Source organism: Bradyrhizobium sp. ARR65 (genome assembly GCF_000472385.1).
Taxonomy (GTDB): Bacteria; Pseudomonadota; Alphaproteobacteria; order Rhizobiales; family Xanthobacteraceae; genus Bradyrhizobium.
Genome location: NZ_AWZU01000048.1, coordinates 39,043 through 63,088, shown reverse-complemented (window position 1 = coordinate 63,088; position 24,046 = coordinate 39,043). Strand labels below are relative to the sequence as shown.

Genomic DNA, 24,046 nt, shown 5'->3' with positions numbered 1-24,046 from the left:
CTCCACATAGACGGCATAAAGCGATTGGCTCGCCGGGACAAGCCCGGCCATGACGCAAGCAACCAGCCTCCTACTCCACCATCTCCGCGACCGCCTTGCCGCAGGCGGTCGTGTCGGCGTTGCCGCCGAGATCGCGGGTGCGCAGCGTGCGTTCGCCGAGGGTGCGCTCGATCGCGGTGACGATCGCTTCGCCTGCGGCTTTCTCGCCGAGATGCTCCAGCATCATCGCGCCCGACCAGATCATGCCGATCGGGTTGGCAATGCCCTGGCCCGCAATATCGGGCGCGGAGCCGTGCACCGGCTCGAACACGGAGGGGAAATCGCCTTCCGGATTGATATTGCCCGATGGCGCGATGCCGATCGTGCCGGTGCAGGCCGGGCCAAGGTCGGAGAGGATGTCGCCGAACAGGTTGGTGCCGACCACGACGTCGAACCAGTCCGGATGCAGCACGAAATTCGCCGTGAGAATGTCGATGTGGTACTTGTCCCACTTCACGCCAGGATATTTCTTGGCCATCGCCTCCACGCGCTCGTCCCAATAGGGCATGGTGATGGAGATGCCGTTCGACTTCGTCGCTGCGGTGAGGTGCTTCTTCGGCCGCGACTGTGCGAGTTCGAAGCCGAACTTCAGGATGCGATCGACGCCGACCCGCGTCATTACGGTTTCCTGGACCACGAACTCGCGCTCGGTATCCGGGAACATCCGCCCGCCGATCGAGGAATATTCGCCTTCGGTATTTTCGCGCACCACCCAGAAATCGATATCCCCCGGCTTGCGGTTGGCCAGCGGCGACGGCACGCCCGGCATCAGCCGCACGGGGCGCAGATTGACGTATTGATCGAATTCTCGCCGGAACTTGATCAGCGAGCCCCACAAGGAAATGTGATCGGGGATTTTGGCCGGCCAGCCTACTGCGCCGAAATAGATCGCATCATGCTTGCCGATCTTCTCCTTCCAGTCGTCCGGCATCATCTGGCCGTGCCTGGCGTAATAGTCATAGGAAGCGAAATCGAAATGATCGAACTGCACGGACACGCCGTGCTTTTTCGCCGCCGCCTCCAGCACCCGCAGACCCTCCGGCATCACCTCCTTGCCGATGCCGTCACCGGGGATGACCGCGATCCGATATTGTTTCTTTGCGCTACTCATCGAGAGTTTCCTTGAGACAAATTTGGGCTTGAGCCGGCGAGGCCCTGCGTTGACGCAAATTGCAATGGACCAAACTTGACCCGCGCGCAACGCTGCAGTGCAATGTTGACCGCTTGATCCGGCACCGCCTAACGGTTTTGCTGAACAAATCCCTCCCATTCAGCGAGCACACCCATGGATTTGCATCTGCGCGGCAAGCGCGTCCTGATCACCGGCGCTTCAAAGGGCATCGGAGCCGCGGCGGCCGAAGCCTTTGCCGAAGAAGGCTGTCATCTGCGCCTGGCGGCCCGCAGCGGCGACCAGCTCAAGGCGCTCACAGAGCGCCTGCGCTCGGCGCATCAGATCGACGCCACCACCCATGTGGTCGATTTGCGCAAAGCCGAGGATGTCGCCCGCCTCGCGAAGGACGCGTCCGACATCGACATCCTCGTCAACAATGCGGGCGATATCCCCGGCGGCTCCATCGACAAGATCGACGAGGCGACCTGGCGCCACGCCTGGGATCTCAAGGTGTTCGGCTACATCAACCTGACGCGCGCGGTCTATGCGCAGATGAAGGCGCGTGGCGGCGGCGTCATCGTCAACGATATCGGTGCGGCCGGGGAGAAGTTCGATGCCAACTATATCTGCGGCAGCGCCGGCAATGCCGCGCTGATGGCCTTCACCCGCGCGCTCGGCAGCAAGAGCCTCGCCGACAATATCCGCGTCGTCGGCATCAATCCGGGTCCGGTCGGCACCGATCGACACGTAACGCTACTCAAGACCCGGGCCAAGAATCAATTCGGCGACGAAAGCCGCTATACCGAGTTCCAGAAAGGCCTACCGCTCGGCCGGCCCGCACATGCGCGCGAGATCGGCGACCTCATGGCGTTCCTGGCGTCCGATCGTTCCGGCTATACGTCGGGCGTGATCTTCACGGTGGATGGCGGCATTAGCGCGGGGTGGTGAAGTTCTCATCGTCGTTCTCCGGGATGGCGCGTCAGCACCAGACCTCAGATGCGCAATTGCGCATCGGGGAACCTCGAGATTCCGGGTTCGATGCTGTCGCATCGCCCCGGAATGACGGAAGTGGTTCGCCCCGCCCGCCGACCTTGCGAGCCACCGGATCGCGCGAACGCGCGCCCGATGACGGGCTCCGCGACGCCATCCAGGGCCGCACGCGCACCTCTGGATTGCTTCGTCGCTTCGCCCCTCGCAATGGACGGCCTAAGCGGCCGGCCGCTCGAGCAACTGCCTGATCAGCGTCGTGATCCGCCCCGCCGGCGAAATCATTTCATTCATGATCGTAAAATGATTGGCGCCGAGGATCTCTTCGTAAGTCACCGGCAAGCCGTGGCTGGCACGGTAACAGGCAAAATCCGCAGTCTGCTTGCGCAAGAGCGGCAGCTCGCTCGAGCCGACGACCAGCGACAATGGCTTTGCGGGCCCGCTGTCCTGCGTCGCCGGCGAGTTGCGCCGTGAGGCAGGCTCGTCGAGCCCCAGCTTGGCGTTGAGATAACTGTGGCGGATCGGCTCGAGCTCGTAGATCCCGCTGATGCCGAGCCCTGCCGCGACTTTCGGATGCGCCAGCGCCATCGCCGCGAGATGGCCGCCGGCGGACCAGCCGGAGACGACGATGCCTTTGCCGTCGCCGCCAAGCACAGGCAGTTGCGCGGAAAGAAAATCGATCCCGGCGTGAATCTCCGCAACGATCTCGTCGAGCGTCGCGTCAGGCGCGAGCGTGTAACCGATCAGCGCCACATTGATGCCGTGCGCCATCGGCCCTTCCGCAACCAGCGTAAAGGCTTCCTTCGCCCGCATCTGCCAATAACCGCCGTGAATGAACAGCAGCGTCGGCGCGCGATCTGCGGCCTTGAGGAAGTCGATCCGATTGCGCTCGCGCGGGCCGTAACGGAGATCGATGTAGTCCGGGTGGCGCTTGCGCAGCTCCGCCGAGCGGCGCTCCCAGGTAGCGACGATCTCGCCGCTGTCGGCAACCGCAAGGCTGTTGTTGAGGCCACGGTCGAGCTCGTCCTGGTTCATTTCGCGCCAGTCTGGCGCATCGAGTGGCATCGTCATGCCGAAATCTCCGATACGTCGTGCGTTGCCACTCTGCCGCAAAATGTTCTACAGGACTAGCTGGTCCGCTTGTGAAGTGCGGAGCGAACGGAGAGATGAAGTGAGCCAGCAGGAATTGATCCGCCAGAGCGCCTGTGACGTCGTCGCCAAGTTGAAGACCGGTGAAGTAAGCCCGGTCGATCTGCTCGACGTCTTGGAAAAGCGGATCGCCGAGGTCGACGGCAAGGTGAATGCGCTGCCCATCCTCTGCATCGAGCGCGCGCGCGAGCACGCCAAGGCACTGATGAGAAAGCCGGTCTCCGAGCGCGGCCTGCTCGCTGGCCTTCCGATGCCGATCAAGGACCTCAGCGACGTCGCGGGCGTGCGCAACACGCAAGGGTCTCCCATTTTCAAGGACCATGTCTCGGCGCGCTCGGACATCCTGGTCGAACGTCTCGAAGACAATGGCGCCGTGGTTTACGCCAAGTCGAACACGCCGGAATTCGGCGCCGGCGCCAACACGTTCAACGAGGTGTTCGGCGCCACGCTCAACCCCTTCGACACGTCACGCTCGGCAGCCGGCTCGTCCGGCGGCGCGGCGGTCGCGCTCGCCACCGGCATGGCCTGGCTGGCGCACGGCTCTGATATGGGCGGCTCGTTGCGCAATCCGGCGAGCTTCTGCGGTGTGGTCGGGATGCGGCCGAGCATCGGCCGCGTCGCGCATACGCCAAAGTTCAAGCTCGACCGCACGCTCGGCGTGCAAGGTCCGATGGCGCGCAATGTCGAGGACCTGGCGCTGCTTTTGGACGCGATGAGCGGCGAACACCCGGCCGATCCACTTTCGCTGCCCGCGCTTTCGTCATCGTTTCTGTCCGCGGCGAGATCCGGCAACAAGCCAAAGCGCGTGGCGTATTCCCCCGATCTCGGGATTACCCCAGTCGATCCCGAAGTCGCCGCGATCACCCGCAAGGCGGCAGAGCGTTTCACGGAGGCCGGCTGCATCGTCGAGGAAGCTCATCCCGATCTCAGCGAGGCCCATGAATGCTTCCACGTGCTGCGCGCCTTTGATTTCGCGATCAGCAAAGCCGCGCTCTTGCGCAAACATCGCGACCTGCTCAAGCCCGAGGTGATCTGGAACATCGAGGAAGGACTGAAGCTGACGGTCGAGCAGATTCAACGCGCCGAAGCCCAGCGCGTCGCGATGACGGCGCGCGCGGTGGAATTCTTCAAGACCTACGATCTGCTGCTGGCGCCGACGACGATCGTCGCGCCGTTCCCGGTGCAAAACCGCTACGTCGCCGAATGCGCCGGGAAGAAGTTCGACAATTACGTGCAGTGGCTCGGCATCGTCTACGCGATCACGCTCGCCTGCTGCCCCGCGCTATCCCTGCCCTGCGGCTTCACCAATTTGGGCCTGCCGGTCGGCCTGCAGATCGTCGGTCCGCCGCGCGGCGAAGCGCAGGTTCTCGCCGGCGCCAAAGTGCTGGAGGATATTTTGGGCCTGCGCGGCACCACGCCCATTGATCCGAGGGAGCCGAGGTGAATAACCGCGGTTAAAGCGCCCTGGTGTTGCAGGCCTTGAACTGCAGCGCGCACAACATGAAGCCCGTCATCGTGAGGCGGGAGCGCAGCTCGTCTCAGGCCCTCACTTCGCCATCGCGCTGCGCCGCCTCGATCGCAGCCGTCAGCGCCAGCTTCGTCTCCGCAACGATATCCTCGACCAGTTCCTCACGCGTGGCGCCGGCGATCTGGCCGGTCCACAGGCCCTGTTCGGCCAGCGTGATCACGCCATGCAGCGAGGCCCAGATCTTGAGCGCATAGCGTTCGCGTAAGAGGCCGACGGCCGGCGCTTCCAGTGCTTCTACGAGCAGCGCAAAGGTTTCCCGTCCCGCCACATGAAGCTCGCTGTCCTTTGCCGAGCAAGCCATCACGCGCGAGGCAAACATCAACCGATAGATGCCGTTGCGGCGCAGGCCGAATTCCAGCGTGGCGCGCGCGAAGCGCGACAGCTTTGAACGTTTCGAGGGCTTGTCGATGATGCCGCGAAGTTCCGCGCTGAATTGGCGAAAGGCCTCCGCCGCGGCTGCCACGAGCAACGCCTCGCGGTCGGCAAAGTGACGGTAAGGCGCCGGCTGCGACACGCCGAGCTTTTTCGAAAGCGCTTTGAGGCTGACGGCTTCGGGACCGCTTCTCTCCACCTCCTCCAGCGCGGCCTTGATCAGCGCCTCGCGGAGGTCGCCGTGATGATAAGCGTTGAGCGGCTTGCGCGCGAGCGGCTGCGACATCGCGTTATGGTGATCTCCCAACTATTTGGCTTGACAGGACGAGGCCTGGCCGAATGTAATATGCTATAACTTGGCGGTGCAGCACAAGCGGCACGACGACGGACCCGTGCCGCCGACAAAACCACAATACGCCCGCGCCAAAAGGCGCGCATGATCACCGAGGAAACGTTCGAATGTCCGCGACACTGAAAGTCCACGTAGATCCCGACAAGTGTCAGGGGCACGCCCGCTGCAAAGCGCTGGCGCCCGAATTGTTCGATCTCGACGAATACGGCAACGCGCATGAGCACGGCGACGGTAGGGTGCCGGCGGGGCTCGAGGACAAGGCCTGGCTTGCGAAGGCGAACTGCCCGGAAATCGCGATCGACGTCATCGAGGAGTGAGAACCTCCTCGGAAACTTCCCTCGATTGAGCCAGAGCGAACGAAGCAAGAGGAAGCCCTAATGTCCGACTCCGCCCACGCCTTGCCTGACTCCGACCGCGTCCTCCCTGAGCATCCGCCCGTCACGGACTGGGTGCACGATTTCGACCACACCGACCCGCGCTGGATCGAAGACCCATTTCCCATCTGGGACGAGTTACGCGCGACGTGCCCCGTGGTGCACACCAAGCGCTTTCAGGGCTGCTATCTGCCGACCAGCTATCAGGCGGTGAAACAGATCGCGCACGATACCGAACATTTCTCCTCGCGCCGCATCATCGTCCGCGACGAGCGCCCCGAGATCCAGAAGAATGCCGCGCCGCCGATCACCTCCGACCCGCCCGAGCACAAGTCTGCCAAGCAGCTCCTGCTGCCGCCCTTCACCCCCGATGCCATGAAGAAGCTTGAGCCGCGGGTGCGCGCGATCTGCAATGAGTTGATCGACGAATTCATCTCCGACGGCCAGTGCGACGCGGCCGCGCGCTACACCAAGCACGTCCCGGTGCGCACGATCTGCCACATGCTCGGCATCCCCGAGAAGGACGGCGATCTCTTCATCAACTGGATCCACATGATCCTCGAGCTCAGCATCAAGGACGAAGGCATGCTGAAGCAGGCGGTGCAGGAGATGACCGCCTATTTCGCCGCCCATATCGAAGAGCGCAAGCAGCGACCGAGCGACGACCTGATCACCACCCTCATGCGCGCCAAGGGCAAGGACGGCCAGCCGCTCGACGACACGCATGTCCTGGGCAGCTTGCGGCTGCTGCTGATCGCCGGCATCGACACCACCTGGAGCGCGATCGGCGCCTCACTCTGGCATCTGGCGAAGACGCCTGCCGACCGCGAGCGGCTGGTGAGCGAGCCGGAACTGATGCCGACGGCGGTTGAGGAACTGCTGCGAGCCTATTCGCCCGTGACCATGGCACGCGAGGTGATGAAGGAGACCACGATCGCCGGCTGCCCGGTCAAGCCCGGCAATATGGTGCTGCTGTCGTTCCCGGCGGCCAACCGCGATCCCGCCGTCTTCCCCGATGCCGGCAAGATCGTGCTCGACCGCAAGAGCAACCCGCATGCTGCCTTCGGGTTGGGCATTCACCGCTGCATCGGCTCCAATCTGGCGCGGATGGAAATGACGGTTGCGCTTCAGGAATGGCTGAAGCGCATTCCTAACTTCTGGCTCGACCCGGCCGGCAAGGTGACGTGGTCGGAGGGCACGGTGCGCGGACCCAGACAGTTGCCGATCCTATTCGAAAAGGCTACCTGAGGCCCCGAAACCCACAACAAGGCATTCGGAGGCCCGACAATGACAGATCAAACACTAACCCGGGCCCCCGAGAAACTCGACGTCGCCGACGTCGAGCGCCGGGTTCGTGCGATCTTCATCGGCTCGGCCGGCAACCTCGTCGAGTGGTACGATTTCTACGCCTACACCGCTTTCGCGTTGTACTTCGCGCCGGCGTTCTTTCCCGCCGCCGACCCGGTGGTGCAGCAGCTCAACGCGGCCGTGCTGTTCGCCGCCACCTTCCTGATGCGGCCGCTCGGCGGCTGGCTGTTCGGCTATCTGGCCGACCATTTCGGCCGGCGACTGTCGCTGACGCTCTCGGTGCTGTGCATGTGCTTCGGCTCGCTCGTGATCGCGGTGACGCCGACCTATGCCTCGATTGGCCTTGCCGCGCCGGCGATCCTGGCGCTCGCCCGCGTCATCGAAGGCCTGAGCTTAGGGGGAGAATACGGCGCGAGCGCCACCTATTTGAGCGAGGTCGCCGACGCCAAGCACCGCGGCTTCTATTCCAGCTTCCAATACGTCACCCTGATCGGCGGCCAGCTCACTGCGATCATCGTGCTGCTGTTGCTGCAGAAGGTGTTTCTCACGCCTGAGCAGCTCAAGACCTGGGGCTGGCGCATCCCCTTCGTCATCGGCGCCTTGCTCGCGATCTTCACCGCGGTGATGCGGCGCAACCTGCATGAGACCGAGGCTTTCATCGAAGCCAAGAAAGCCGTCAAGCCGAGGGGCTCGCTACGCGACCTCTTCCGCTATCCGCGTGAGCTGTTGCTCGTCGTCGGTCTCACGGCCGGCGGCACAGCGGCGTTCTACACCTTCACGACCTATATGCAGACGTTTGTAAAGCTTTCGGTCGGGCTCACCGAGGATCAAACGACGATCGTGATCTTCGGCACGCTGGTGTTCGCGACGCTCTTGCAGCCGACCTATGGCGCGCTGTCGGACAAGATCGGCCGCAAGCCGCTGCTGGTGTTCTTCGGCATCGTCGGCACGCTTGCGACCGTTCCGATCCTGATGACGCTGAAGGAGACCAAGTCGCCGTTCATCGTGTTCCTTCTGATCTGCGCGGCCTGGATCTTCGTGGCGGGCTACACCTCGATCAACGCCATTGTGAAGGCCGAATTGTTCCCCACCAATGTCCGCGCGCTCGGGGTTGGGCTACCTTACGCCATCACGGTGTCGGTGTTCGGCGGCACGGCGCCGGCGATTGCGCTCTATTTCAAAAGCATCGGGCACGAGACCTGGTTCTACTATTATCTGAGCGGCATCATCTTCCTTTCGCTGCTGATCTACTCGACGATGCGCGACACCAAGCACGAATCGGCAATGCACCGGCACGAATAGCGGAGGCCGCAGGAAATGGCCGATGAGAACGAGCCCCCCGAGAGCAAGCTGACCCGCACCAAGCAGCGCTGGGCCCAGGAGGGTCGCTTCCTCACCGGGAAGGTCAGTCGTCCCGAGGAACAGCGCCTGCCGCCCGGGCAGCATTTGACTCGGGATTGGCCGGTGCTCGATCTCGGACTGACGCCGGAAATTTCGCGGGAGCGCTGGCGGCTCGACGTCTACGGCGCGGTCGAGCAGCCGATCTTCTGGGATTTCGCCCAGTTCATGGCGCAGCAGCAGAGGCAATTCACCTCCGATATTCACTGCGTCACGACCTGGTCGCGTTACGATAACCAATGGGAAGGGCTCGCGACGCAAGACCTGCTCACGGCCTGCCAGCCCCGCGAGGACGCGCGCTTCGTCGTGCTTCACTCCTACGACGGCTACACCACCAATCTGGCGTTGGAGGATTTCGCCGCCGAGGACGCGCTGCTCGCCCATAGCTGGTCGGGTCAGCCGCTCTCGTCCGAACATGGCGGCCCGGTGCGGCTGGTGGTGCCGCATCTCTATTTCTGGAAAAGTGCGAAATGGCTACAAGCGATCGAATTCCTCGACAAGGACGCGCCGGGCTACTGGGAAGTGCGCGGCTATCATAACCGCGGCGACCCCTGGGCCGAGCAACGCTATTCCGGCGATTGACGCCTTTCACCTCTCACCGGGAGAGGTGAAACCAAGCGGGAGGAGCTCATGCCGAGCGAACGCTTCCAATTCAAAGGCGAAGGCGGCCACCAGCTCGCGGCAACGCTCGACCTGCCCGATCGTGCGCCCATCGCCTACGCGCTGTTCGCGCATTGCTTCACCTGCGGCAAGGACGTGCTGGCGGCGAAGCGGATCGCGGTGGCGCTTGCCGCCAAGGGCATCGCCGTGCTGCGGTTCGACTTCACCGGGCTCGGGTCCAGCGAAGGCGATTTCGCCAATTCCACCTTTTCTTCCAATGTCGCTGATCTCGTGCACGCCGCCGATCATTTGCGCGAAACGCGGAAAGCACCGGCGATCCTGATCGGCCATAGCCTGGGTGGCGCCGCCATGCTGGCCGCGGCGGAAAAGATCCCGGAGGCGCTCGGCGTGGTCACCATCGCCGCGCCCTCCGATCCGAACCATGTCACCGGCCTGTTCAAGGATCGTCTCGAGGACATCAGGGCAAACGGCCGGGCCGAAGTCTCTCTCGCCGGTCGCCCGTTCCCCATCACGCGCGAATTCCTCGACGATGTCGCCGAGCATGAACTGATGCGGCACATTGCGCATCTGCGCAAGGCGCTCCTGGTCATGCATGCGCCGACAGACGACACCGTCGGGATCGAGAATGCCACGCGCATCTTTCTCGCGGCCAAGCATCCGAAGAGCTTTGTCTCGCTTGACGATGCCGATCATCTGCTGACCATCCGGCGCGATGCGACCTACGTCGCCGATGTCATCGCAGCCTGGGCGAGCCGATATCTGGAGCCCGCCGGTCCCGCGGCGACCTTGAACCTCGGCGAGGTGCCGCGCCACGTCGTGGTGCGCGAAACGCGCGAGAGCAAATTCCAGCAGACCATCGCCGTCGGGCCGCATCAATTGCTTGCTGACGAGCCGATTGCGGCGGGCGGCGAGGACTCAGGACCGGGGCCGTACGACTTCCTGCTGGCGGCGTTAGGGGCCTGCACCTCCATGACCATGCGGCTCTATGCCGAACGCAAGGCTCTGCCGCTCGACCGCGTCACCGTGACGCTTGCCCACAGCAAGATTCACGCGGAGGACTGCGCCGAGTGCGAGACCAAGATCGGCCTGCTGGACCAGATCGACCGGGTGATCGGCATCGAAGGCGCGCTCGATACCGAGCAGCGCAAGCGACTGATGGAGATCGCGGACAAATGCCCGGTGCACCGCACGCTGACGTCCGAAGTCCGCATCCTGACCAGGCCCGCCGATTGACAAAGATCCGGCGGCCTGGCGCTTCAGGTCCATGGGCTTGATTGCGCTTCGATCATGGGCGTTAGCGGCCGCACCCGCAGCGCGCCGCGCAGGCCCGCGGCCGTCCCCGCCAGAATGCCGGCCACCGCAATGAAAGAGGCGAGCGCCAGCGTCGACAGCCCGGTCAACCCCTGCCCGACCGAGCAGCCAAGGGCCATTGCGCCGCCCGCGCCCATCAGCACCGCCCCGCCCGCCGACCGCAACATGTGGCGCGGCGAGCTGAAACCTTCCAGGCGGAAACGCCCGGTCACGAGCGCGGTCGCAACACTGCCGGCGAACACGCCGGCAACGGTGGCTATGCCGAAATTCAACGTGAGACCGGTCGACAACATCACGTACTGCAACGCGTCGGCGATCGGCGCGATGAAAGTCAGCGAAGTTATCGGCACCGGGTTGAACTCATCGGCGCCGAGATAACCGGTCGCAAACCAACCGGCCGCGACCAGGAGGCCGATCATAATGCCCGCCCCGATCTGGTCCGGTGCGCGGCGGAACGGCCGATGCGCGAAGGCGAAGATCAGAAAGGCTGCGCCGATCGCGGCAGCGGCCACGATCCGCGCCGGCGCGCCGTGCAGACCAACGCTCGACAGCCAGGCCGGCAGCGAGGTGACCGTGACGGTGCTCTGCGAGACCTGCAGCGCGGCGATGCGCATCGGCGCAATCAGACCCTTCAGCGTCACCTCCGCGGAAATGCCGACCAGGACGACCACGACGAAGGAGCGCAAGTTGCCGCGCCCGAGCAGTATCAGCGCGCGGGAGGGACAGCCGTTCGCCATCACCATGCCGTAGCCGAACAACAAACCGCCGAAGAACATCAGCGGGCCTGAGAAGGTCGGCTGCAGATAGATCGACTTGCCGAGATCGACGAGGCCGTAGGCGGCAAGCGTTTGGGTGGCGGCAATCGCGACTGCGATCGCAAGCGCATATGTGCGCACCAGGCGCGTGTCCCCCTTCGCCCACCAGCCGCGAAGGCTGCTCATCAGGCAAAAGCCGCTCGCAAGCCCGATCGCGCCGTAGATGAGGCCGATGGCGAGGCCGGCGAGAACGACGAGGTGAGAGGAATCCATCAAAGTATCCGCTGAGTATTCTCAGTGTCATTCCGGGGCGCCTCGAAGAGGCGAACCCGGATCTCGAGATTCCGGGTTCGATGCTTCGCATCGCCCCGGAATGACCGCGTATTACGGCCGCAAGATCACCCGGTCGCGCGAGGAACCGGCGACCGCAAGATAGGCGCGCCCGGCGTCTTCCAACGGATAGATCGCAGTCGAATTGATCGAAAACGGCTTCAGGTGCCCGCTGGCAAAGCCGGGCGCGAGTTCCCGCAACACATCACCAGTCGCGACCGACGACAGCGCCAGTGTATCGACGCCCACATAAGTATGCTGTCCGCGATAGAATTCCAGGATGTTGAACGGCACGACCGGATTGACGGCTGCGATCAGGATCTGCCGGCCGCGGAGGGCGAGCGATTTGTGCGCCGCCTGGAAATAGGGATCACCGACCGTGTTGAAGACGATCGCTGCGCCCTTGCCATCGGTCAGCTCTCGCACCCTCGCGGCGACATCGGTCGCGGAGGCGTCGATCACCTCGATCGTTGCGTTGGCGTGACCCTCATAGGCTTCGTTCTTGCGCACCACCCCGATGACCCGCGCGCCATGCCACGTCGCGATCTGTGTCGCCGCCTGGCCGACCTTGCCGTTGACGCCCATGATCAGCACGGTTTCGCCGGCATTCGGTATGCCGGCGCGGCGGAAACCTTCCATCGCGGTGACGAAGGGAACGCCGATCCCCGCCGCCTCTTCCCAGGAGACCGTCTTCGGCTTCTCGACCACGGCCCCGGCTTCGACGGCGAGATGCGTGGCATGAGTGCCATCGCGCCGAATACCGAGGTCGCCGGAGGAGCCGAACACCTCGCGCCCGATCGTCCCTTCCGGGCCATCGATCACCACGCCAGCATAGTCGCGTCCCGGCGTACGCGGGAACACGGCGTAAGCCATCAGCCCGGTCGCGGCCTTCACGTCCGACGGATTGACCGCGGCGGCCTTGATCTCGATCAGCACCTCATTGTCACGGCGCGACAGCGTGCGTCGCTCGATCACCGGTGAAAGCGAAGCGGCATCAGCCGCCTTCGCGTTCAGCCGCACGCAGCGCGCTTCGACCGCAATGGGTGGGAGTTCGGGCTTTGGTGACATCAGGGGAATTCCGGAAGTTCTCACTCCGGCTGCTGTTACCCCTTCGGGCGCTTGTCGTAAACCCGCTTGGCCTTGCCGAGCGAACGCTCCAGCGTCTCCGGCGCGACCGCCTTCACCTTGGCGGTGATGCCGATGGTGTTCTTGATATGCGCGGTGATCCGCTCGGCGTGCTCGACGAGGCCGCGGCCGTCCCAGCTCTCGGGGCGAGACTCGGCGATGATGGTCAGTTCATCCATGCGGCCGTCGCGGGTCAGTTCGAGGATGAAATGGCCGCCGCACCAGTCGGTCGCGAGCAGCACCTCCTCGATCTGGGTCGGGAACAGGTTGACCCCGCGCAGGATGATCATATCGTCCGAACGTCCCGTCACCTTCTCCATCCGCCGCATGCCGGGCCGCGCGGTGCCCGGCAACAGCCGCGTGAGGTCGCGGGTGCGATAGCGGATCACCGGAAAAGCCTCCTTGGTCAAGGAGGTGAAGACGAGTTCGCCCTTCTCGCCGTCAGGCAGCACCTTGCCGGTCTCGGGATCGATCACTTCGGGATAGAAGTGGTCCTCCCAGATGTGCAAACCATCCTTGGTCTCGACGCATTCCTGCGCGACGCCCGGACCGATCACTTCGGATAGCCCGTAAATGTCGGTCGCATCCATGTCGAAGGCGTCCTCGATCTCGGCGCGCATCGCGTTGGTCCAGGGCTCGGCGCCGAAGATACCGATTTTGAGCGACGATTTGCGCGGGTCGAGGCCCTGGCGCTTGAACTCATCGAGGATCGCTAGCATGTAGCTCGGTGTCACCGTGATGATATCAGGGCGAAAATCATTGATGAGCTGCACCTGCCGCTCGGTCATGCCACCAGAGATCGGCACCACGGTGCAGCCGAGCTCTTCCGCGCCGTAATGCACGCCCAAGCCGCCGGTGAAGAGACCATAGCCATAGGCGTTATGGATGATCATGCCGGCCCGGCCGCCAGCGGCGCGGATCGAACGGGCCATCACGCTCGACCAGGTTGCGATATCCGCCTTGGTGTAGCCGACCACGATCGGCTTGCCGGTCGTGCCCGACGACGCATGCACACGCACCAGCTTCTCGCGCGGGACCGCGAACATGTTGAAAGGATAGTTTTCGCGCAGGTCTGTCTTCGACGTGAACGGGAATTTGGCAAGATCCGACAGCTCTTCGAAATCGGAAGGATGCACGCCGGCCTTGTCGAAAGCCTTTCTGTAGTGCGCGACGTTCTCATAGGCATGGGCGAGCGACCATTTCAGGCGCCGCGTCTGCAGCGCTATGATCTCGTCGCGCGAGGCGCGCTCCGCCTCATCCATTTCGGGATTATAACTGCTGGCCCTTACTTTCAGGCTTGTCGTAGCCATCTCGTTGTCCTCGGCGTTCCCCAGACATTTTCATTGTTGTTTGCTCTCGCTCTCCGGCAGCCACGTCCCTACAACGGTGCGAGAATGGCCGCGAAACTCGGCGATCACCTCGTCGCCCGCGGTGACACGCACATCGTAAATTCCGGAGCGTCCATTGCGCGAGATTTCGCGCGCGACGGCAATGAGGCGATCGCCGAGCTTCGCCGGGCGAATGAAGCTGATCTGGCAGTGCGCGGCCACAGCGCGCTCGTTGCGGCTGTTGCAGGCAAAGGCAAATGCGGAATCGGCGAGCGTGAAGATGAATCCGCCATGGGCGATACGCTGGCCGTTCACCATCTGCGGCTGGATGGTCATGGCGAGCGTCGCTTCGCCCGGCTTGACGTTCAGGATTTCCATGCCGAGCCCCGAGCTCGCATCGTCCTCCTTCCACATCGCATCGGCACAGGCGCGCGCAAGATCGTCGGGCGATAGTGTGGCCTTGACGTTCACCTACAACTCCCCGGATTCTCGGGCTTGTTCGAGCAAGCCTCTTGAGATTGCATGCTGCGGCGAAGCGACCGATGAGTCAACGACGCCTCATATTTTAGACGTGGTCGTAGTCCACTACCACGCGCTCGGACACCGGCTTGGCCTGGCACGTCAGAACAAATCCAGCTTTTAACTCCCACGGCTCCAGCGAATAGTTGCTGTCCATCTCCGCTTTGCCTTCGACAAGCTTGGCGCGGCAGGTCGAGCACATGCCGCCCTTGCAGGCAAATGGCAAATCGATACCGGCGCGCAACGCAGCATCCAAGATGGCCTCGCCTTCCGCCACCGGCACGTCGCGGCGCTTCCCGTCGATGATCAGTGACGCGAATGCTTTCGGCGGCGCCGAGGCCGAAACCAGCGCCTTAGGCCGCGGCTTGCCGCCGAATTCGGAGACGAAGCGCTCGACATGAATGCGCTCGGCCGCGATGCCGAGCGCGCGGCAAGTCGCCTCGACCTCCTCGCTCATGCCGATCGGGCCACAGATGAAAACATGATCGACACTTTCGGCCGGTACCATCGCTCGCAGCAACACTTTCACCTTGTCGCCGTCCAGCCGCCCATGCAGGATCGCGATGTCCTGCTCCTCGCCGGAGATCACGTGGAACACCGAGAAACGGTCGATGAAACGGTCCTTCAACTCCTCGAGCGCTTCGCGGAACAGCATGCCCTCGGTGGTACGGTTGCCGTAAAACAGGAAGAAGCAGCTCTTCGGTTCGCGGGCGAGCACGCCCTTGATGATGGACAGAATTGGGGTGATACCGGAGCCTGCGGCAAAGCCGAGATATGTGCGTGCATCAGCGGCCGATGGCGCGACCCCGAAGCGGCCGGTCGGCGTCATCACGTCAAGCTGATCGCCTTTCTTCAAGTCCTCCGCGGCCCAGTTCGAAAACGCGCCACCGTCGATCTTCTTCACGGCGATGCGCAGCTCACCATCATCGGGGCCGGAGCAGATGGAATAGGAACGACGCACTTCCTCACCGTCCAGCGTGGTCCGCAGGGTGAGGTATTGGCCCGGCGTGAAACAATAGTCATCGGCGAGCTCTTTAGGGATCGCGAAGGTGAGCGAAATTGCATCGGCAGTTTCGCGACGAAGATCGTCGACCGCGAGGCGATGAAAGCGAGGGGCGTGGGACATTACAATTCTGCTCTCAATACACATGCCGGCGTCATTGCGAGGAGCGGAGCGACGAAGCAACCCAAAGTCTCACGCGTGACGTCAATGGCATTTGAAATAATCAAAAGGCTCGCGGCAGCTCTTGCAGCGCCACAGGGCCTTGCAGGAGGTCGAGCCGAACTCCGAGAGCCGCTCGGTGTTGTCCGAACCGCAATGCGGACAAGCCACCTGCTGCACACCAAACAGCGCGCGGCGCGAGCTCGCAGACAGAGGCGGCGCGATGCCGAACTCCCTTAGTTTGCGGCGCCCCTCGTCGCTCATCCAGTCAGTCGTCCAGGCCGGCGACAGCACGGTGCGCACTTTGGGATTGCGAAACCCCTCGCGCTCCAGGGCCAGCTCGATCTCCAGCGCAATCATGTTCATGGCGGGGCAGCCGGAATAGGTCGGTGTGATCGCAACTTCGACGCGATCACCGGCGACCGCGACATGCCGCAGCACGCCGAGATCGGCGATCGTCAAAACCGGAATCTCCGGGTCGACGACGCTCGCGGCCGCTTCCCAGGCGCGTCGCTGGTCGTCGATTTCGTGATCGACTTTGTCCTGCACGGCTACCATGTCAGACCCGGAAATGTCCGCTGCATATATTGCAGCTCACTTAAAAGGTGGCCGAGATGCTCACTGTGCCGGCCACTGCGGCCGCCTTGCTGCATCCAGCTAGTGTTTGGCAGCGTCAAAGTCGCTTCGCCGACGACATCGGAAATTGTCGTCAGCCACTGCTGGCGCAAGCCGGCCGGATCGATCGCGGCGCCGTTATCGATCAAGCCGCGCTCGGCGTCATCGACCGAAAACATCTCGCCGGTGAAGGCCCAGAGATCCTCGATCGCGGCCTGCGTGCGCGCGTGGCTTTCCTCTGTGCCATCGCCGAGCCGGATGATCCATTCGCAGGAGTGGCGCAAATGATAGGCGCTCTCCTTCTCCGATTTGCCCGCGATCGCCGCGAGCGTGGCATCGCTCGATCTGGTCATGGCGCGCCAATAGAGATCGGCGAAGGCGGAATAGAACAATTGCCGCACCATGGTGCGCGCAAAATCGCCGTTCGGCTGTTCGAGCAGCAGCAGGTTGCGGTATTGCCTGACGTCGCGCAGATAGGCGAGCTTGTCCTCTTCGTTGTCATTGCCCTCGACCTTGGCAGCGTAGGAATAGAGCTCGCGCGCGTGGCCGAGGAGATCGAGCGCGATGTTTGACAAGGCCATGTCCTCCTCCAGCATCGGCGCGTGGCCGCACCATTCCGACAGCCGATGCCCGAGGACCAGCGCGTCATCGGCGCGACGCAGCGTGTACAGCACCAGCGGCGTTTCGGAGACCTGGATATTGGAGACCATCGATCAACTTGCTCCTTCCTCATCCTGAGGAGCCCGCGTGAGCAGGCGTCTCGAAGGATGGGCTCCGGGCCTCATGGTTCGAGACGGCGCTGCCGCGCCTCCTCACCATGAGGATTGAAAGTCACATATGCCCGACTTCTTCTGGCACTTCATAGAACGTCGGATGCCGGTAGATCTTGGACGCCGCCGGCTCGAACATCATGGCCTTGTCAGCCGGATCGGACGCGGTGATCGCGCTCGACGGCACCACCCAGATCGAAAGGCCCTCGCCGCGGCGGGTGTAGATGTCGCGCGCAGCCTGCAGCGCCATGGTGGCATCGCTCGCATGCAGAGAGCCGACATGCTTATGCGCAAGCCCGTTGCGGCTACGGATGAACACCTCCCACAATGGCGTGTTCGGCGTGGCCATGCTGACCTCCCTCAAGACCTATTCGGCGGCCTGTGCGGCCTGCCGGCATTTGCGCTTTTCCGCGTAAGCCGCGGCGGCTTCGCGCACCCAGGCGCCCTCGTCATGCGCCTTGCGCCGCGCCGCCAGACGGTCGCGGTTGCAGGGGCCGTTGCCGGCGAGCACCTGCTTGAACTCATCCCAATCGATCTCGCTGTAACGCCAATGCCCGTCCGCATCCTGTGTCATGCCGGGATCCGGAATGGTGAGCCCCAAAAATTGCGCTTGCGGGACGGTGGCATCGACGAATTTCTGGCGCAGCTCGTCATTGGAGAAGCGCTTGATCTTCCATTTGGTGGAAGTGTCGCCGTGCTGGCTCGCCTTGTCGGGCGGACCGAACATCATCAAGACCGGCCACCACCAGCGATTCAGCGCATCCTGTGCCATCGCCTTCTGCTCGTCGGAGCCGCTGCAAAGCGTCAGCATGATCTCGTAGCCCTGGCGCTGGTGAAAGGATTCTTCCTTGCAGACCCGGATCATGGCGCGCGCATAAGGGCCATAGGAACAGCGGCAGAGCGGAATCTGGTTCATGATCGCGGCGCCGTCGACCAGCCAGCCGATCACGCCGATATCCGCCCAGGTCAGGGTCGGGTAATTGAAGATTGAAGAGTACTTCGCTTTTCCGGCCAGCATCGCATCGACCAGTTCCTCGCGCGAGGCGCCGAGCGTTTCGGCGGCGGCATAGAGATAAAGCCCGTGCCCACATTCGTCCTGAACCTTGGCGAGCAGCGCCGCCTTGCGGCGCAAGGTCGGCGCGCGGGTGATCCAGTTCCCTTCCGGGAGCATGCCGACGATCTCTGAATGAGCGTGTTGGGAGATCTGCCGGACCAGGGTCTTGCGGTAGGCGGCCGGCATCCAGTCGTTCGGCTCGATGCGCTCTTCCGCATCGACGCGCGCCTGGAAATGCGCGGCGCGCGCGGCATCCTCAAGGCTGCGATCGTCCGCATGCGACGTATTCAGCGCCTGGGTGTACATGGCGCACCTCCCAAATTAATTGAAGGGAAATATATATCATAATCATCGTCAATCAAGATATTTTTGTAACATATCGGTCAATCCGCGACCGCGAACCGGCGCGACAATATCGCGCGCGCCTGCGGCAGCGGCCCGGATTCGTTGGTTCCGTGGCTGTCGAGCCATTGTTCGGACGGGATCAGCAGCGCGCGATAGATCTCGCCGCAAAGCTGGCGCGCCGCACTCCCCGGCCAATCCCGCGGCAGGAGCTTTGCCGGCAGCAGCGGATCGCGCAGCACCACGCGGCGGTAATAATGGATGAGGAGGATGCGCGCGATGAAGGCATCCAGGTCGGTGAGCCGCTCACGGCGGCCGATCCAGTCGCGCAGCGGCGCGAAGGTCTTCATGAATTTCAGATAGGCGTCCGCAGTGCGTTCGAGCGGCCAGCTCTCGCGCAAGAGCCGCCGGCCGCTGTCATCCTCGGCCGAGACTTCGAGACGGATGGCGCGACTCGCCTCCTGCGGAACGGCAACGCCTGACGGTGCCACCCACACGCCGGGCAACGGACTGCCGAAGCCGGCATTCTTCAGCGCCTCGCGCGAGGCCTCGCGGTCCTCGCCATTAGCGATCAAGAGCAGTTCGAAGCGTCCGCTCCAGTCCGACGGCGGCGGATCGTAGATGTGCCGCGTCGCAGCCGCGAAGGTCTCCCTGCCCTTCTCGGCCAATCGGTAGAAACTGTTGCGGCCGACCTTTTCGCGTTCCAGCCAGCCGTCGGCGGCGAGCCGCGACATCGCCGTGCGCACCACGCCGCTATCGATGTCGAGGGCCGTGAAGAATTCCAGGAGCGTCCCGAGCCACACCGAGCCGCCGCGCGGCACGATGGCGTCGCCGAACACGGTGATGACGATGGAGCCGGTGCGCGAGGGCTCGCGCTTGAGCTGATGGATGATGCGACTGAGCGCGGCAGGCTGCGGCATGCGCCCACGCTTACCGCGATTTTCAGCCTAGGCACAACGTCGCGCAGCGATCTACCTATGTGGATCGGGATAGAGGAGACCACGCCAACCGCTGCGGTCGAACGGCCGCCAGCGGCCCTCCGGCTGCGCCAGGCGATCGGCGATCGCATAGACGACCGCGGGATGATAGCCCATCCCGCAATGGCTGCTTTGCACCTCGATGCTCTCCGAATTGGCCGATTTCTTTTCCATGCAGCCCTGCCAGGCGCAGATGCCGTCGCTGCGGCTGTAGATCGCGGTGGTTGGCACTGGCGGCGGCTCGGCAAGCGAGCCAAAGCGCGGATCGACCTCGTCGGCCCGACGGCCACTGACGAGTTCATACACGCGCCAGGCATTGGTCGCCTTGGGATGGCCCGCGAAGGGGCTTGCCAGCGTGATCACGCTGCGCACCCGTTCCGGCATCATCTTGGCAAGCTGCCTGGCGTAGAGACCGCCAAGGCTCCAGCCAACCAGGCTGATCTTGCGCCCATGCGCGTCGTTCAGCTCGCGGACCAGATCGACCATGGCCTCGTGCACACCGTCGCGAGGGCCATAGTTGCGCCCCAAGCGCCAGCCGCTCACCGCGTAGCCGCGGTTCTTCAGAAAGCTGCGCAGCGGCCGTGTCGACAGATCCGAAGCGACAAGACCCGGCAATACGAGAACCGGGTGACCGTCGCCGCGTGGCGCCAGGCTCAGCAGCGGCAGGCTGCCGATAAAAGCGCCGAGTTCGTGGATCGCTCTGCCCTCGAGCAGCATCAAAGTCTTGGACGGTGGGCGCGGGATTTGCGCGGGGATGGACATCCTCGATTTTCTCGCTTGATCTCGCCTCTCCGGCGGATGAGTGCGCCGATGCATGAGGGCACTCTGCGGCCTTCAATTTAGCTAGGCCGACTTCTCCGCCATTCAAGCGGACCATATGGGGCGGGCTGTCTGGATTGCGTCGTCGCTTGCGCCCCTCGCACGAAGAAAAAAAGGCCCGCGCGGAGCGGGCCTTGCGAATGATCCGCCGATTTGAAGTGCAATCAGGCCGTCTTGTTGTAGGCCTTGGCGAAGTTGTCCTGCACGGTCTTCGCACCGTTCGCGACGAGCTTGCCGAAATACTCGCCGGTCGACTTGGCCCGCGAGAGGAAGGTTTCGCCGCTGGCGCGCGCAAGGTCCGACTGGATCTGCACCGCTTCGTTGAAGGTCCTGGCGGAGGCCAGCTTGTCGATGCCAGCGAAGAACGCCTCGGTGTCCTGATAGATCGCCTGCTGAATGTTGCGGCCGATCTTGGTCGCCTCGCTGATGGAATCAGCAACGGCGGTTTCGATCACGGCAGTCACCTTCTCCGAGCCGGCATAGGCTTCGGCAACCCGCTCCTTCGCGGTATTGGCCGCACGCTTCACGAACTCGCGGGCGGCTTCGGGAACTTCCGCGTTCTGCAGATTCTTGAACGCCTCGGTGACGGGCGCGAAGGCTTCCTTCACACTGTCGAACACGGAATTCGTCTCAGTGGTCATAGGTTCTCTCCATCCTCAGATTCGAGCTATGGGCTCACCCCGTCCGGATTGGCCCAGGGCACACGCTCGTTATGCCAAAATTGATTGTGCATCGCAACATATATGTTGCATTGCGGTATCACGCATCCGTGATCATTATAGGTTTCATGATACCTCTAATCCGCTAAAACTGCGGTCGCGTCGCTCACTTATTTTCTTCAGCCGAAGGCGGAGGCCTTGGACCGCGACGGTCTTGGCGCCCGGGCTGCGGCTTCCGGCACCTTCTGCAGCCACGCCCCAGTTGGCGAGGGAATTGAACCCCTTCTGCATCTCGCCAAACATCTTTTGCCATAACGCGAGAGCGTCGCTGGTCTTTCAGCCATGCCAACTCCGCATCGCGCGGGATTTGCGGCCTTGTTGTTGGTCGGCCACGCGGCTGGTCCGCTTGTCGGCCGGCCATGCGGCTGCGACGAGCCGAGCCGAGTGCTCAAGCTCCGTGGCCGAAACAGCAATACCGCTGGCATCTATTCTGCGATACTCAAGGCCGTGATTTGAACCCTTCTCCTTAAGTATGACCTCGCAAAGCCAACCTGCAGAGGAAACACCGACGTGAGCTCAGTCGCCCATCAGGGAGAACAGTTCGTCCGCGCCAACGGCATCGACATCTGTTACGAGATCTTTGGCGCTGCCGATGCCGAACCCATGCTCCTCATCATGGGGCTCGGCGCGCAGATGGTGCTGTGGGACGACGCATTCTGCGCGCACCTCGCCGCGCGCGGCTTCCGCGTCATCCGTTTCGACAATCGCGACATCGGCAGATCCTCAAAGCTTTCCGGCGGCAAGCGGCTGACCCCGCTCGAACTGCTCAAACTACGTTTCCTCCACATTCCGGTCACTGCGCCCTACAAGCTCGATGACATGGCCAAGGACACGGTTGGCGTCATGGATGCGCTCGGCATCCACTCGGCGCATCTGGTCGGCGCGTCCATGGGTGGCATGATCGCCCAGGAAGTGGCTATCTCCTTCCCGCACCGGCTGCGTTCGCTGACGTCGATCATGTCGACCACGGGCAATCCGCGCGTGCCGCCGCCGAGCCGCCAGGCGACGGCTGTCCTGATGGCGCCGCCGCCCAACACGAAAGACGAATTCATCACGCGCTTTGCGCAGACCTACAAGATTCTGCGCACCGGCCGCTTTCCGCAAGATGAAGCGCTCGACCGCTCCCGCGCCGAACGCATCTTTGCGCGCGGCCTGAGCCCCGCCGGCAGCGGGCGGCAATTGCGCGCGATCCTCGCTTCCGGCAGCCGCAAGGAGCGGCTGGCATCGGTGAAGGCGCCGACGCTTGTCATCCACGGCACGGCCGATCCACTGGTGCACCCTTTTGGCGGAAAGGACACCGCGGCATCTATTCCCGGGGCAAAGCTCCTGATGATCGAAGGCATGGGGCATGTGCTCGCGGTCGAGCTGTGGCCGCAGATCATCGATGCGATCGCAGCGCACGCGCACGGGGCGGCGGCGAAGGCGGCGTAGCATCTTCTTCGTCGTTCCGGACGAGCGAGCGCGATCCGGGACGACGAAAGGGAGTGCACGTCTACCCGAACCGCCGTCGGCGCCATTCGATCAGCTTGGCGCTGACCTCGTCCGGCTTTTCCTGTTGGGTCCAGTGGCCGCTGTCGCGCACAAGATATTTCTCCAGGTCCGGCACCAGCTTCTCCATTCCGTCGGCGGCCGACGGCGGCAGCACGCGATCGTTCTCGGCCATGATCATCAGGGACGGCACGCGCACGATGTGATCGAGATCGGCCGAGCGCTGCCAGTTGCGTGACATGTTGCGGTACCAGTTGATGCCACCGGTGAAGCCGGTCCGCGTGAAGGTGTCGACAAAGACCTGCATCTCCTCCGACGAAAGAAATGGCTGTCGGGGATCGAGTTTTCCGTCATAGCTGGCGACGATCTGCGGAAAAGCGAGATTGACCTTCGGCAAGGCGCCGATGCCCGCAACCGGCGGCTCGGCCGATGGTGCGTCGTTGCGCGGCAGCGGCTTGCGCATGAAGAAGTCGAAGGTCTGCTCCACGCGGCTGCCAAAGATTCTGTCCGGCTCGTGCGCGCCGTCCTGGAATTGCACGATATACATGTCCGCGCCGAAACGAGCACGCAACAGCTCGATCGGGTCGGCCCAGGCACGGTTGGTGTGCGGCGTGTTGAGGCCGACGACCCCGGCAACGCGCTCAAGGTACCGCAGCGGCATCTGCCAGACGACGAAACCGCCCCAGTCGTGGCCGACGAAAATCGCCTTGTCGATGCCGAGATGATCGAGCAGGCCGACGAGGTCGCCGGTCAGATGCTCGATGTCATAGGCCTCGACGGGCTCCGGGCAGTCGGTCGCGCCATAGCCGCGCTGGTCGGGCGCGATGACACGAATTCCGGCTTCGCTCAACGCCTTGATCTGATACCGCCACGAAAAAGCCAGTTCGGGCCAGCCATGGCAAAGCACGAGCGGCGGCGTGTCGGTCTTCGGGCCGGCTTCATAAAAGCCCATACGGATGCCGTTCACATGCGCGAATTGGAGCGGCGGCATATCGATCATGATTGCCTCCCGGCGTTCGGCCCGCGGCTGCCGCTATTTCTTCTTGTCGTTCGGGCGGGAGCTGCCGAGACCGGCCATGGTCACGAACATGTCCTGAAAGCGTTCGGCAAGCTTGGGATCGAAGGTCAGCCAACTCTGGATCAAGGCCTCCGGCGACATCTTTTCGATGTTCGTCATCATCTGCTGCTGCAGCTTGTCCATCACCGCCGTCTGCATGGGCGCGACGTCGGGAAATCCGAAAAATTGCCGGGCTTCGAGAGGCGTGCAATCGATCTCGATATTGACCTTCATTTCCACTCCTGAGCGCGCTGTGCTGGCCAGCTGCAGTATCGCCGCGACGACCCGTGCTGCGCAAGCGAACTGATGGTCTGATCGTGCTCAAGGTGAACATCGCTGCCGCTACCCATTTGCCGCCAATCAAGACTCGTCCCTCCGCTGCAGTTGCAAAGCCGTCGCTCGCAGGTGCAAACCGCTGGTTTCTCGGGGAAATCGC

At 63.3% G+C, this 24,046-nt stretch carries 25 protein-coding genes; 8 read left to right on the top strand and 17 right to left on the bottom strand.

Features of this window, described 5'->3' with window-relative positions; all coding sequences use genetic code 11:
- Window positions 1-70: 70 nt before the first annotated feature.
- Window positions 71-1,150 (bottom strand): tartrate dehydrogenase, encoded by a 1,080-nt coding sequence (locus tag F758_RS0134735; protein WP_024512181.1) that lies wholly within the window; start codon window positions 1,148-1,150, stop codon window positions 71-73.
- 174 nt (window positions 1,151-1,324) lie between these two features.
- Here F758_RS0134735 and F758_RS0134730 point away from each other — a divergent pair, with 174 nt between their 5' ends.
- Window positions 1,325-2,098 carry an SDR family oxidoreductase gene (locus F758_RS0134730; RefSeq protein WP_024512180.1) on the top strand — a complete coding sequence of 258 codons (774 nt, stop codon included), beginning with the start codon at window positions 1,325-1,327 and terminating at the stop codon, window positions 2,096-2,098.
- Window positions 2,099-2,356: 258 nt separating this feature from the next.
- On the opposite strand, the gene F758_RS0134725 is transcribed toward F758_RS0134730, so the two are convergent.
- The gene (locus tag F758_RS0134725; RefSeq protein WP_024512179.1) at window positions 2,357-3,208 is read right to left on the bottom strand and encodes an alpha/beta hydrolase; all 852 of its coding nucleotides are present in this window, start codon (window positions 3,206-3,208) and stop codon (window positions 2,357-2,359) included.
- A gap of 100 nt (window positions 3,209-3,308) precedes the next feature.
- On the opposite strand from F758_RS0134725, the gene F758_RS0134720 reads away from it, so the two are divergent.
- Window positions 3,309-4,730, top strand: a complete 1,422-nt coding sequence (locus F758_RS0134720) for an amidase (RefSeq protein ID WP_024512178.1) — start codon at window positions 3,309-3,311, stop codon at window positions 4,728-4,730.
- Window positions 4,731-4,824: 94 nt separating this feature from the next.
- Here the strand turns inward: F758_RS0134720 and F758_RS0134715 are convergent, their stop codons facing one another.
- The gene (locus F758_RS0134715) at window positions 4,825-5,472 is read right to left on the bottom strand and encodes a TetR/AcrR family transcriptional regulator (RefSeq protein WP_024512177.1); all 648 of its coding nucleotides are present in this window, start codon (window positions 5,470-5,472) and stop codon (window positions 4,825-4,827) included.
- A 173-nt stretch (window positions 5,473-5,645) separates the two neighbouring features.
- Between F758_RS0134715 and F758_RS0134710 the strand changes: the two genes are divergently transcribed.
- The 5 genes from F758_RS0134710 to F758_RS0134690 are packed head-to-tail and all read left to right on the top strand — an operon-like array spanning window position 5,646 to window position 10,472.
- Window positions 5,646-5,855 carry a ferredoxin gene (locus F758_RS0134710; RefSeq protein WP_024512176.1) on the top strand — a complete coding sequence of 70 codons (210 nt, stop codon included), beginning with the start codon at window positions 5,646-5,648 and terminating at the stop codon, window positions 5,853-5,855.
- A gap of 60 nt (window positions 5,856-5,915) precedes the next feature.
- A complete protein-coding gene (locus F758_RS0134705) occupies window positions 5,916-7,160 on the top strand; it encodes a cytochrome P450 (RefSeq protein ID WP_024512175.1) in 1,245 nt (414 codons plus the stop codon).
- 39 nt (window positions 7,161-7,199) lie between these two features.
- A complete protein-coding gene (locus F758_RS0134700; protein ID WP_024512174.1) occupies window positions 7,200-8,522 on the top strand; it encodes an MFS transporter in 1,323 nt (440 codons plus the stop codon).
- A gap of 15 nt (window positions 8,523-8,537) precedes the next feature.
- Entirely contained in the window at window positions 8,538-9,200 is a 663-nt protein-coding gene (locus F758_RS0134695) for a sulfite oxidase-like oxidoreductase (RefSeq protein WP_024512173.1), read from the top strand.
- A gap of 48 nt (window positions 9,201-9,248) precedes the next feature.
- Entirely contained in the window at window positions 9,249-10,472 is a 1,224-nt protein-coding gene (locus F758_RS0134690; protein ID WP_024512172.1) for a bifunctional alpha/beta hydrolase/OsmC family protein, read from the top strand.
- Between the two features lie 23 nt (window positions 10,473-10,495).
- Here F758_RS0134690 and F758_RS0134685 read toward each other — a convergent pair whose 3' ends face one another.
- From F758_RS0134685 to F758_RS0134630, 12 genes are all read right to left on the bottom strand, one after another.
- On the bottom strand, window positions 10,496-11,578 hold the full coding sequence (locus tag F758_RS0134685; RefSeq protein WP_024512171.1) for a YeeE/YedE family protein: 1,083 nt from the start codon (window positions 11,576-11,578) through the stop codon (window positions 10,496-10,498).
- A gap of 111 nt (window positions 11,579-11,689) precedes the next feature.
- Complete coding sequence (locus tag F758_RS0134680) at window positions 11,690-12,703, bottom strand: quinone oxidoreductase family protein (protein ID WP_024512170.1); 1,014 nt, start codon at window positions 12,701-12,703, stop codon at window positions 11,690-11,692.
- A 35-nt stretch (window positions 12,704-12,738) separates the two neighbouring features.
- A complete protein-coding gene (gene paaK / locus F758_RS0134675; protein WP_024512169.1) occupies window positions 12,739-14,070 on the bottom strand; it encodes a phenylacetate--CoA ligase PaaK in 1,332 nt (443 codons plus the stop codon).
- A 30-nt stretch (window positions 14,071-14,100) separates the two neighbouring features.
- A complete protein-coding gene (gene paaI, locus F758_RS0134670) occupies window positions 14,101-14,559 on the bottom strand; it encodes a hydroxyphenylacetyl-CoA thioesterase PaaI (protein ID WP_024512168.1) in 459 nt (152 codons plus the stop codon).
- A gap of 94 nt (window positions 14,560-14,653) precedes the next feature.
- Window positions 14,654-15,733 carry a 1,2-phenylacetyl-CoA epoxidase subunit PaaE gene (gene paaE, locus F758_RS0134665; protein WP_024512167.1) on the bottom strand — a complete coding sequence of 360 codons (1,080 nt, stop codon included), beginning with the start codon at window positions 15,731-15,733 and terminating at the stop codon, window positions 14,654-14,656.
- A gap of 81 nt (window positions 15,734-15,814) precedes the next feature.
- On the bottom strand, window positions 15,815-16,327 hold the full coding sequence (gene paaD / locus F758_RS0134660) for a 1,2-phenylacetyl-CoA epoxidase subunit PaaD (RefSeq protein ID WP_024512166.1): 513 nt from the start codon (window positions 16,325-16,327) through the stop codon (window positions 15,815-15,817).
- The gene (paaC, locus tag F758_RS0134655; protein WP_024512165.1) at window positions 16,321-17,094 is read right to left on the bottom strand and encodes a 1,2-phenylacetyl-CoA epoxidase subunit PaaC; all 774 of its coding nucleotides are present in this window, start codon (window positions 17,092-17,094) and stop codon (window positions 16,321-16,323) included. The genes paaD and paaC overlap by 7 nt, the downstream gene beginning before the upstream one ends.
- Window positions 17,095-17,215: 121 nt before the next feature.
- On the bottom strand, window positions 17,216-17,503 hold the full coding sequence (gene paaB / locus F758_RS0134650) for a 1,2-phenylacetyl-CoA epoxidase subunit PaaB (RefSeq protein ID WP_024512164.1): 288 nt from the start codon (window positions 17,501-17,503) through the stop codon (window positions 17,216-17,218).
- Between the two features lie 18 nt (window positions 17,504-17,521).
- Window positions 17,522-18,514 (bottom strand): 1,2-phenylacetyl-CoA epoxidase subunit PaaA, encoded by a 993-nt coding sequence (gene paaA, locus F758_RS0134645; protein ID WP_024512163.1) that lies wholly within the window; start codon window positions 18,512-18,514, stop codon window positions 17,522-17,524.
- 77 nt (window positions 18,515-18,591) lie between these two features.
- Entirely contained in the window at window positions 18,592-19,470 is an 879-nt protein-coding gene (gene paaX / locus F758_RS0134640) for a phenylacetic acid degradation operon negative regulatory protein PaaX (protein WP_024512162.1), read from the bottom strand.
- 51 nt (window positions 19,471-19,521) lie between these two features.
- Complete coding sequence (locus tag F758_RS0134635) at window positions 19,522-20,289, bottom strand: esterase/lipase family protein (protein ID WP_024512161.1); 768 nt, start codon at window positions 20,287-20,289, stop codon at window positions 19,522-19,524.
- 221 nt (window positions 20,290-20,510) lie between these two features.
- Complete coding sequence (locus tag F758_RS0134630; protein ID WP_024512160.1) at window positions 20,511-20,987, bottom strand: phasin; 477 nt, start codon at window positions 20,985-20,987, stop codon at window positions 20,511-20,513.
- Window positions 20,988-21,575: 588 nt separating this feature from the next.
- On the opposite strand from F758_RS0134630, the gene F758_RS0134620 reads away from it, so the two are divergent.
- Window positions 21,576-22,496: an alpha/beta fold hydrolase gene (locus F758_RS0134620; RefSeq protein WP_024512159.1), complete on the top strand. Its 921-nt coding sequence runs from the start codon at window positions 21,576-21,578 to the stop codon at window positions 22,494-22,496.
- A gap of 61 nt (window positions 22,497-22,557) precedes the next feature.
- Here the strand turns inward: F758_RS0134620 and F758_RS0134615 are convergent, their stop codons facing one another.
- Together F758_RS0134615 and F758_RS0134610 are read right to left on the bottom strand one after the other, a co-directional pair.
- Complete coding sequence (locus F758_RS0134615; protein ID WP_024512158.1) at window positions 22,558-23,553, bottom strand: alpha/beta fold hydrolase; 996 nt, start codon at window positions 23,551-23,553, stop codon at window positions 22,558-22,560.
- Window positions 23,554-23,586: 33 nt separating this feature from the next.
- The gene (locus F758_RS0134610) at window positions 23,587-23,844 is read right to left on the bottom strand and encodes a DUF6489 family protein (protein WP_024512157.1); all 258 of its coding nucleotides are present in this window, start codon (window positions 23,842-23,844) and stop codon (window positions 23,587-23,589) included.
- Between the last annotated feature and the right edge of the window lie 202 nt (window positions 23,845-24,046).

What these genes read in the sequence shown, in the direction of transcription:
- F758_RS0134680 (WP_024512170.1), bottom strand. Translation starts at nt 12,703, where the DNA reads ATGTCACCAAAGCCCGAACTCCCACCCATTGCGGTCGAAGCGCGCTGC.
- F758_RS0134630 (WP_024512160.1), bottom strand. Translation starts at nt 20,987, where the DNA reads ATGACCACTGAGACGAATTCCGTGTTCGACAGTGTGAAGGAAGCCTTC.
- F758_RS0134700 (WP_024512174.1), top strand. Translation starts at nt 7,200, where the DNA reads ATGACAGATCAAACACTAACCCGGGCCCCCGAGAAACTCGACGTCGCC.
- F758_RS0134690 (WP_024512172.1), top strand. Translation starts at nt 9,249, where the DNA reads ATGCCGAGCGAACGCTTCCAATTCAAAGGCGAAGGCGGCCACCAGCTC.
- F758_RS0134710 (WP_024512176.1), top strand. Translation starts at nt 5,646, where the DNA reads ATGTCCGCGACACTGAAAGTCCACGTAGATCCCGACAAGTGTCAGGGG.
- F758_RS0134735 (WP_024512181.1), bottom strand. Translation starts at nt 1,150, where the DNA reads ATGAGTAGCGCAAAGAAACAATATCGGATCGCGGTCATCCCCGGTGAC.
- paaX (WP_024512162.1), bottom strand. Translation starts at nt 19,470, where the DNA reads ATGCCGCAGCCTGCCGCGCTCAGTCGCATCATCCATCAGCTCAAGCGC.
- F758_RS0134705 (WP_024512175.1), top strand. Translation starts at nt 5,916, where the DNA reads ATGTCCGACTCCGCCCACGCCTTGCCTGACTCCGACCGCGTCCTCCCT.
- F758_RS0134695 (WP_024512173.1), top strand. Translation starts at nt 8,538, where the DNA reads ATGGCCGATGAGAACGAGCCCCCCGAGAGCAAGCTGACCCGCACCAAG.
- paaA (WP_024512163.1), bottom strand. Translation starts at nt 18,514, where the DNA reads ATGTACACCCAGGCGCTGAATACGTCGCATGCGGACGATCGCAGCCTT.
- F758_RS0134635 (WP_024512161.1), bottom strand. Translation starts at nt 20,289, where the DNA reads ATGTCCATCCCCGCGCAAATCCCGCGCCCACCGTCCAAGACTTTGATG.
- paaB (WP_024512164.1), bottom strand. Translation starts at nt 17,503, where the DNA reads ATGGCCACGCCGAACACGCCATTGTGGGAGGTGTTCATCCGTAGCCGC.
- F758_RS0134610 (WP_024512157.1), bottom strand. Translation starts at nt 23,844, where the DNA reads ATGAAGGTCAATATCGAGATCGATTGCACGCCTCTCGAAGCCCGGCAA.
- paaC (WP_024512165.1), bottom strand. Translation starts at nt 17,094, where the DNA reads ATGGTCTCCAATATCCAGGTCTCCGAAACGCCGCTGGTGCTGTACACG.
- F758_RS0134615 (WP_024512158.1), bottom strand. Translation starts at nt 23,553, where the DNA reads ATGATCGATATGCCGCCGCTCCAATTCGCGCATGTGAACGGCATCCGT.
- F758_RS0134725 (WP_024512179.1), bottom strand. Translation starts at nt 3,208, where the DNA reads ATGACGATGCCACTCGATGCGCCAGACTGGCGCGAAATGAACCAGGAC.
- F758_RS0134730 (WP_024512180.1), top strand. Translation starts at nt 1,325, where the DNA reads ATGGATTTGCATCTGCGCGGCAAGCGCGTCCTGATCACCGGCGCTTCA.
- paaE (WP_024512167.1), bottom strand. Translation starts at nt 15,733, where the DNA reads ATGTCCCACGCCCCTCGCTTTCATCGCCTCGCGGTCGACGATCTTCGT.
- F758_RS0134715 (WP_024512177.1), bottom strand. Translation starts at nt 5,472, where the DNA reads ATGTCGCAGCCGCTCGCGCGCAAGCCGCTCAACGCTTATCATCACGGC.
- F758_RS0134685 (WP_024512171.1), bottom strand. Translation starts at nt 11,578, where the DNA reads ATGGATTCCTCTCACCTCGTCGTTCTCGCCGGCCTCGCCATCGGCCTC.
- paaD (WP_024512166.1), bottom strand. Translation starts at nt 16,327, where the DNA reads ATGGTAGCCGTGCAGGACAAAGTCGATCACGAAATCGACGACCAGCGA.
- paaK (WP_024512169.1), bottom strand. Translation starts at nt 14,070, where the DNA reads ATGGCTACGACAAGCCTGAAAGTAAGGGCCAGCAGTTATAATCCCGAA.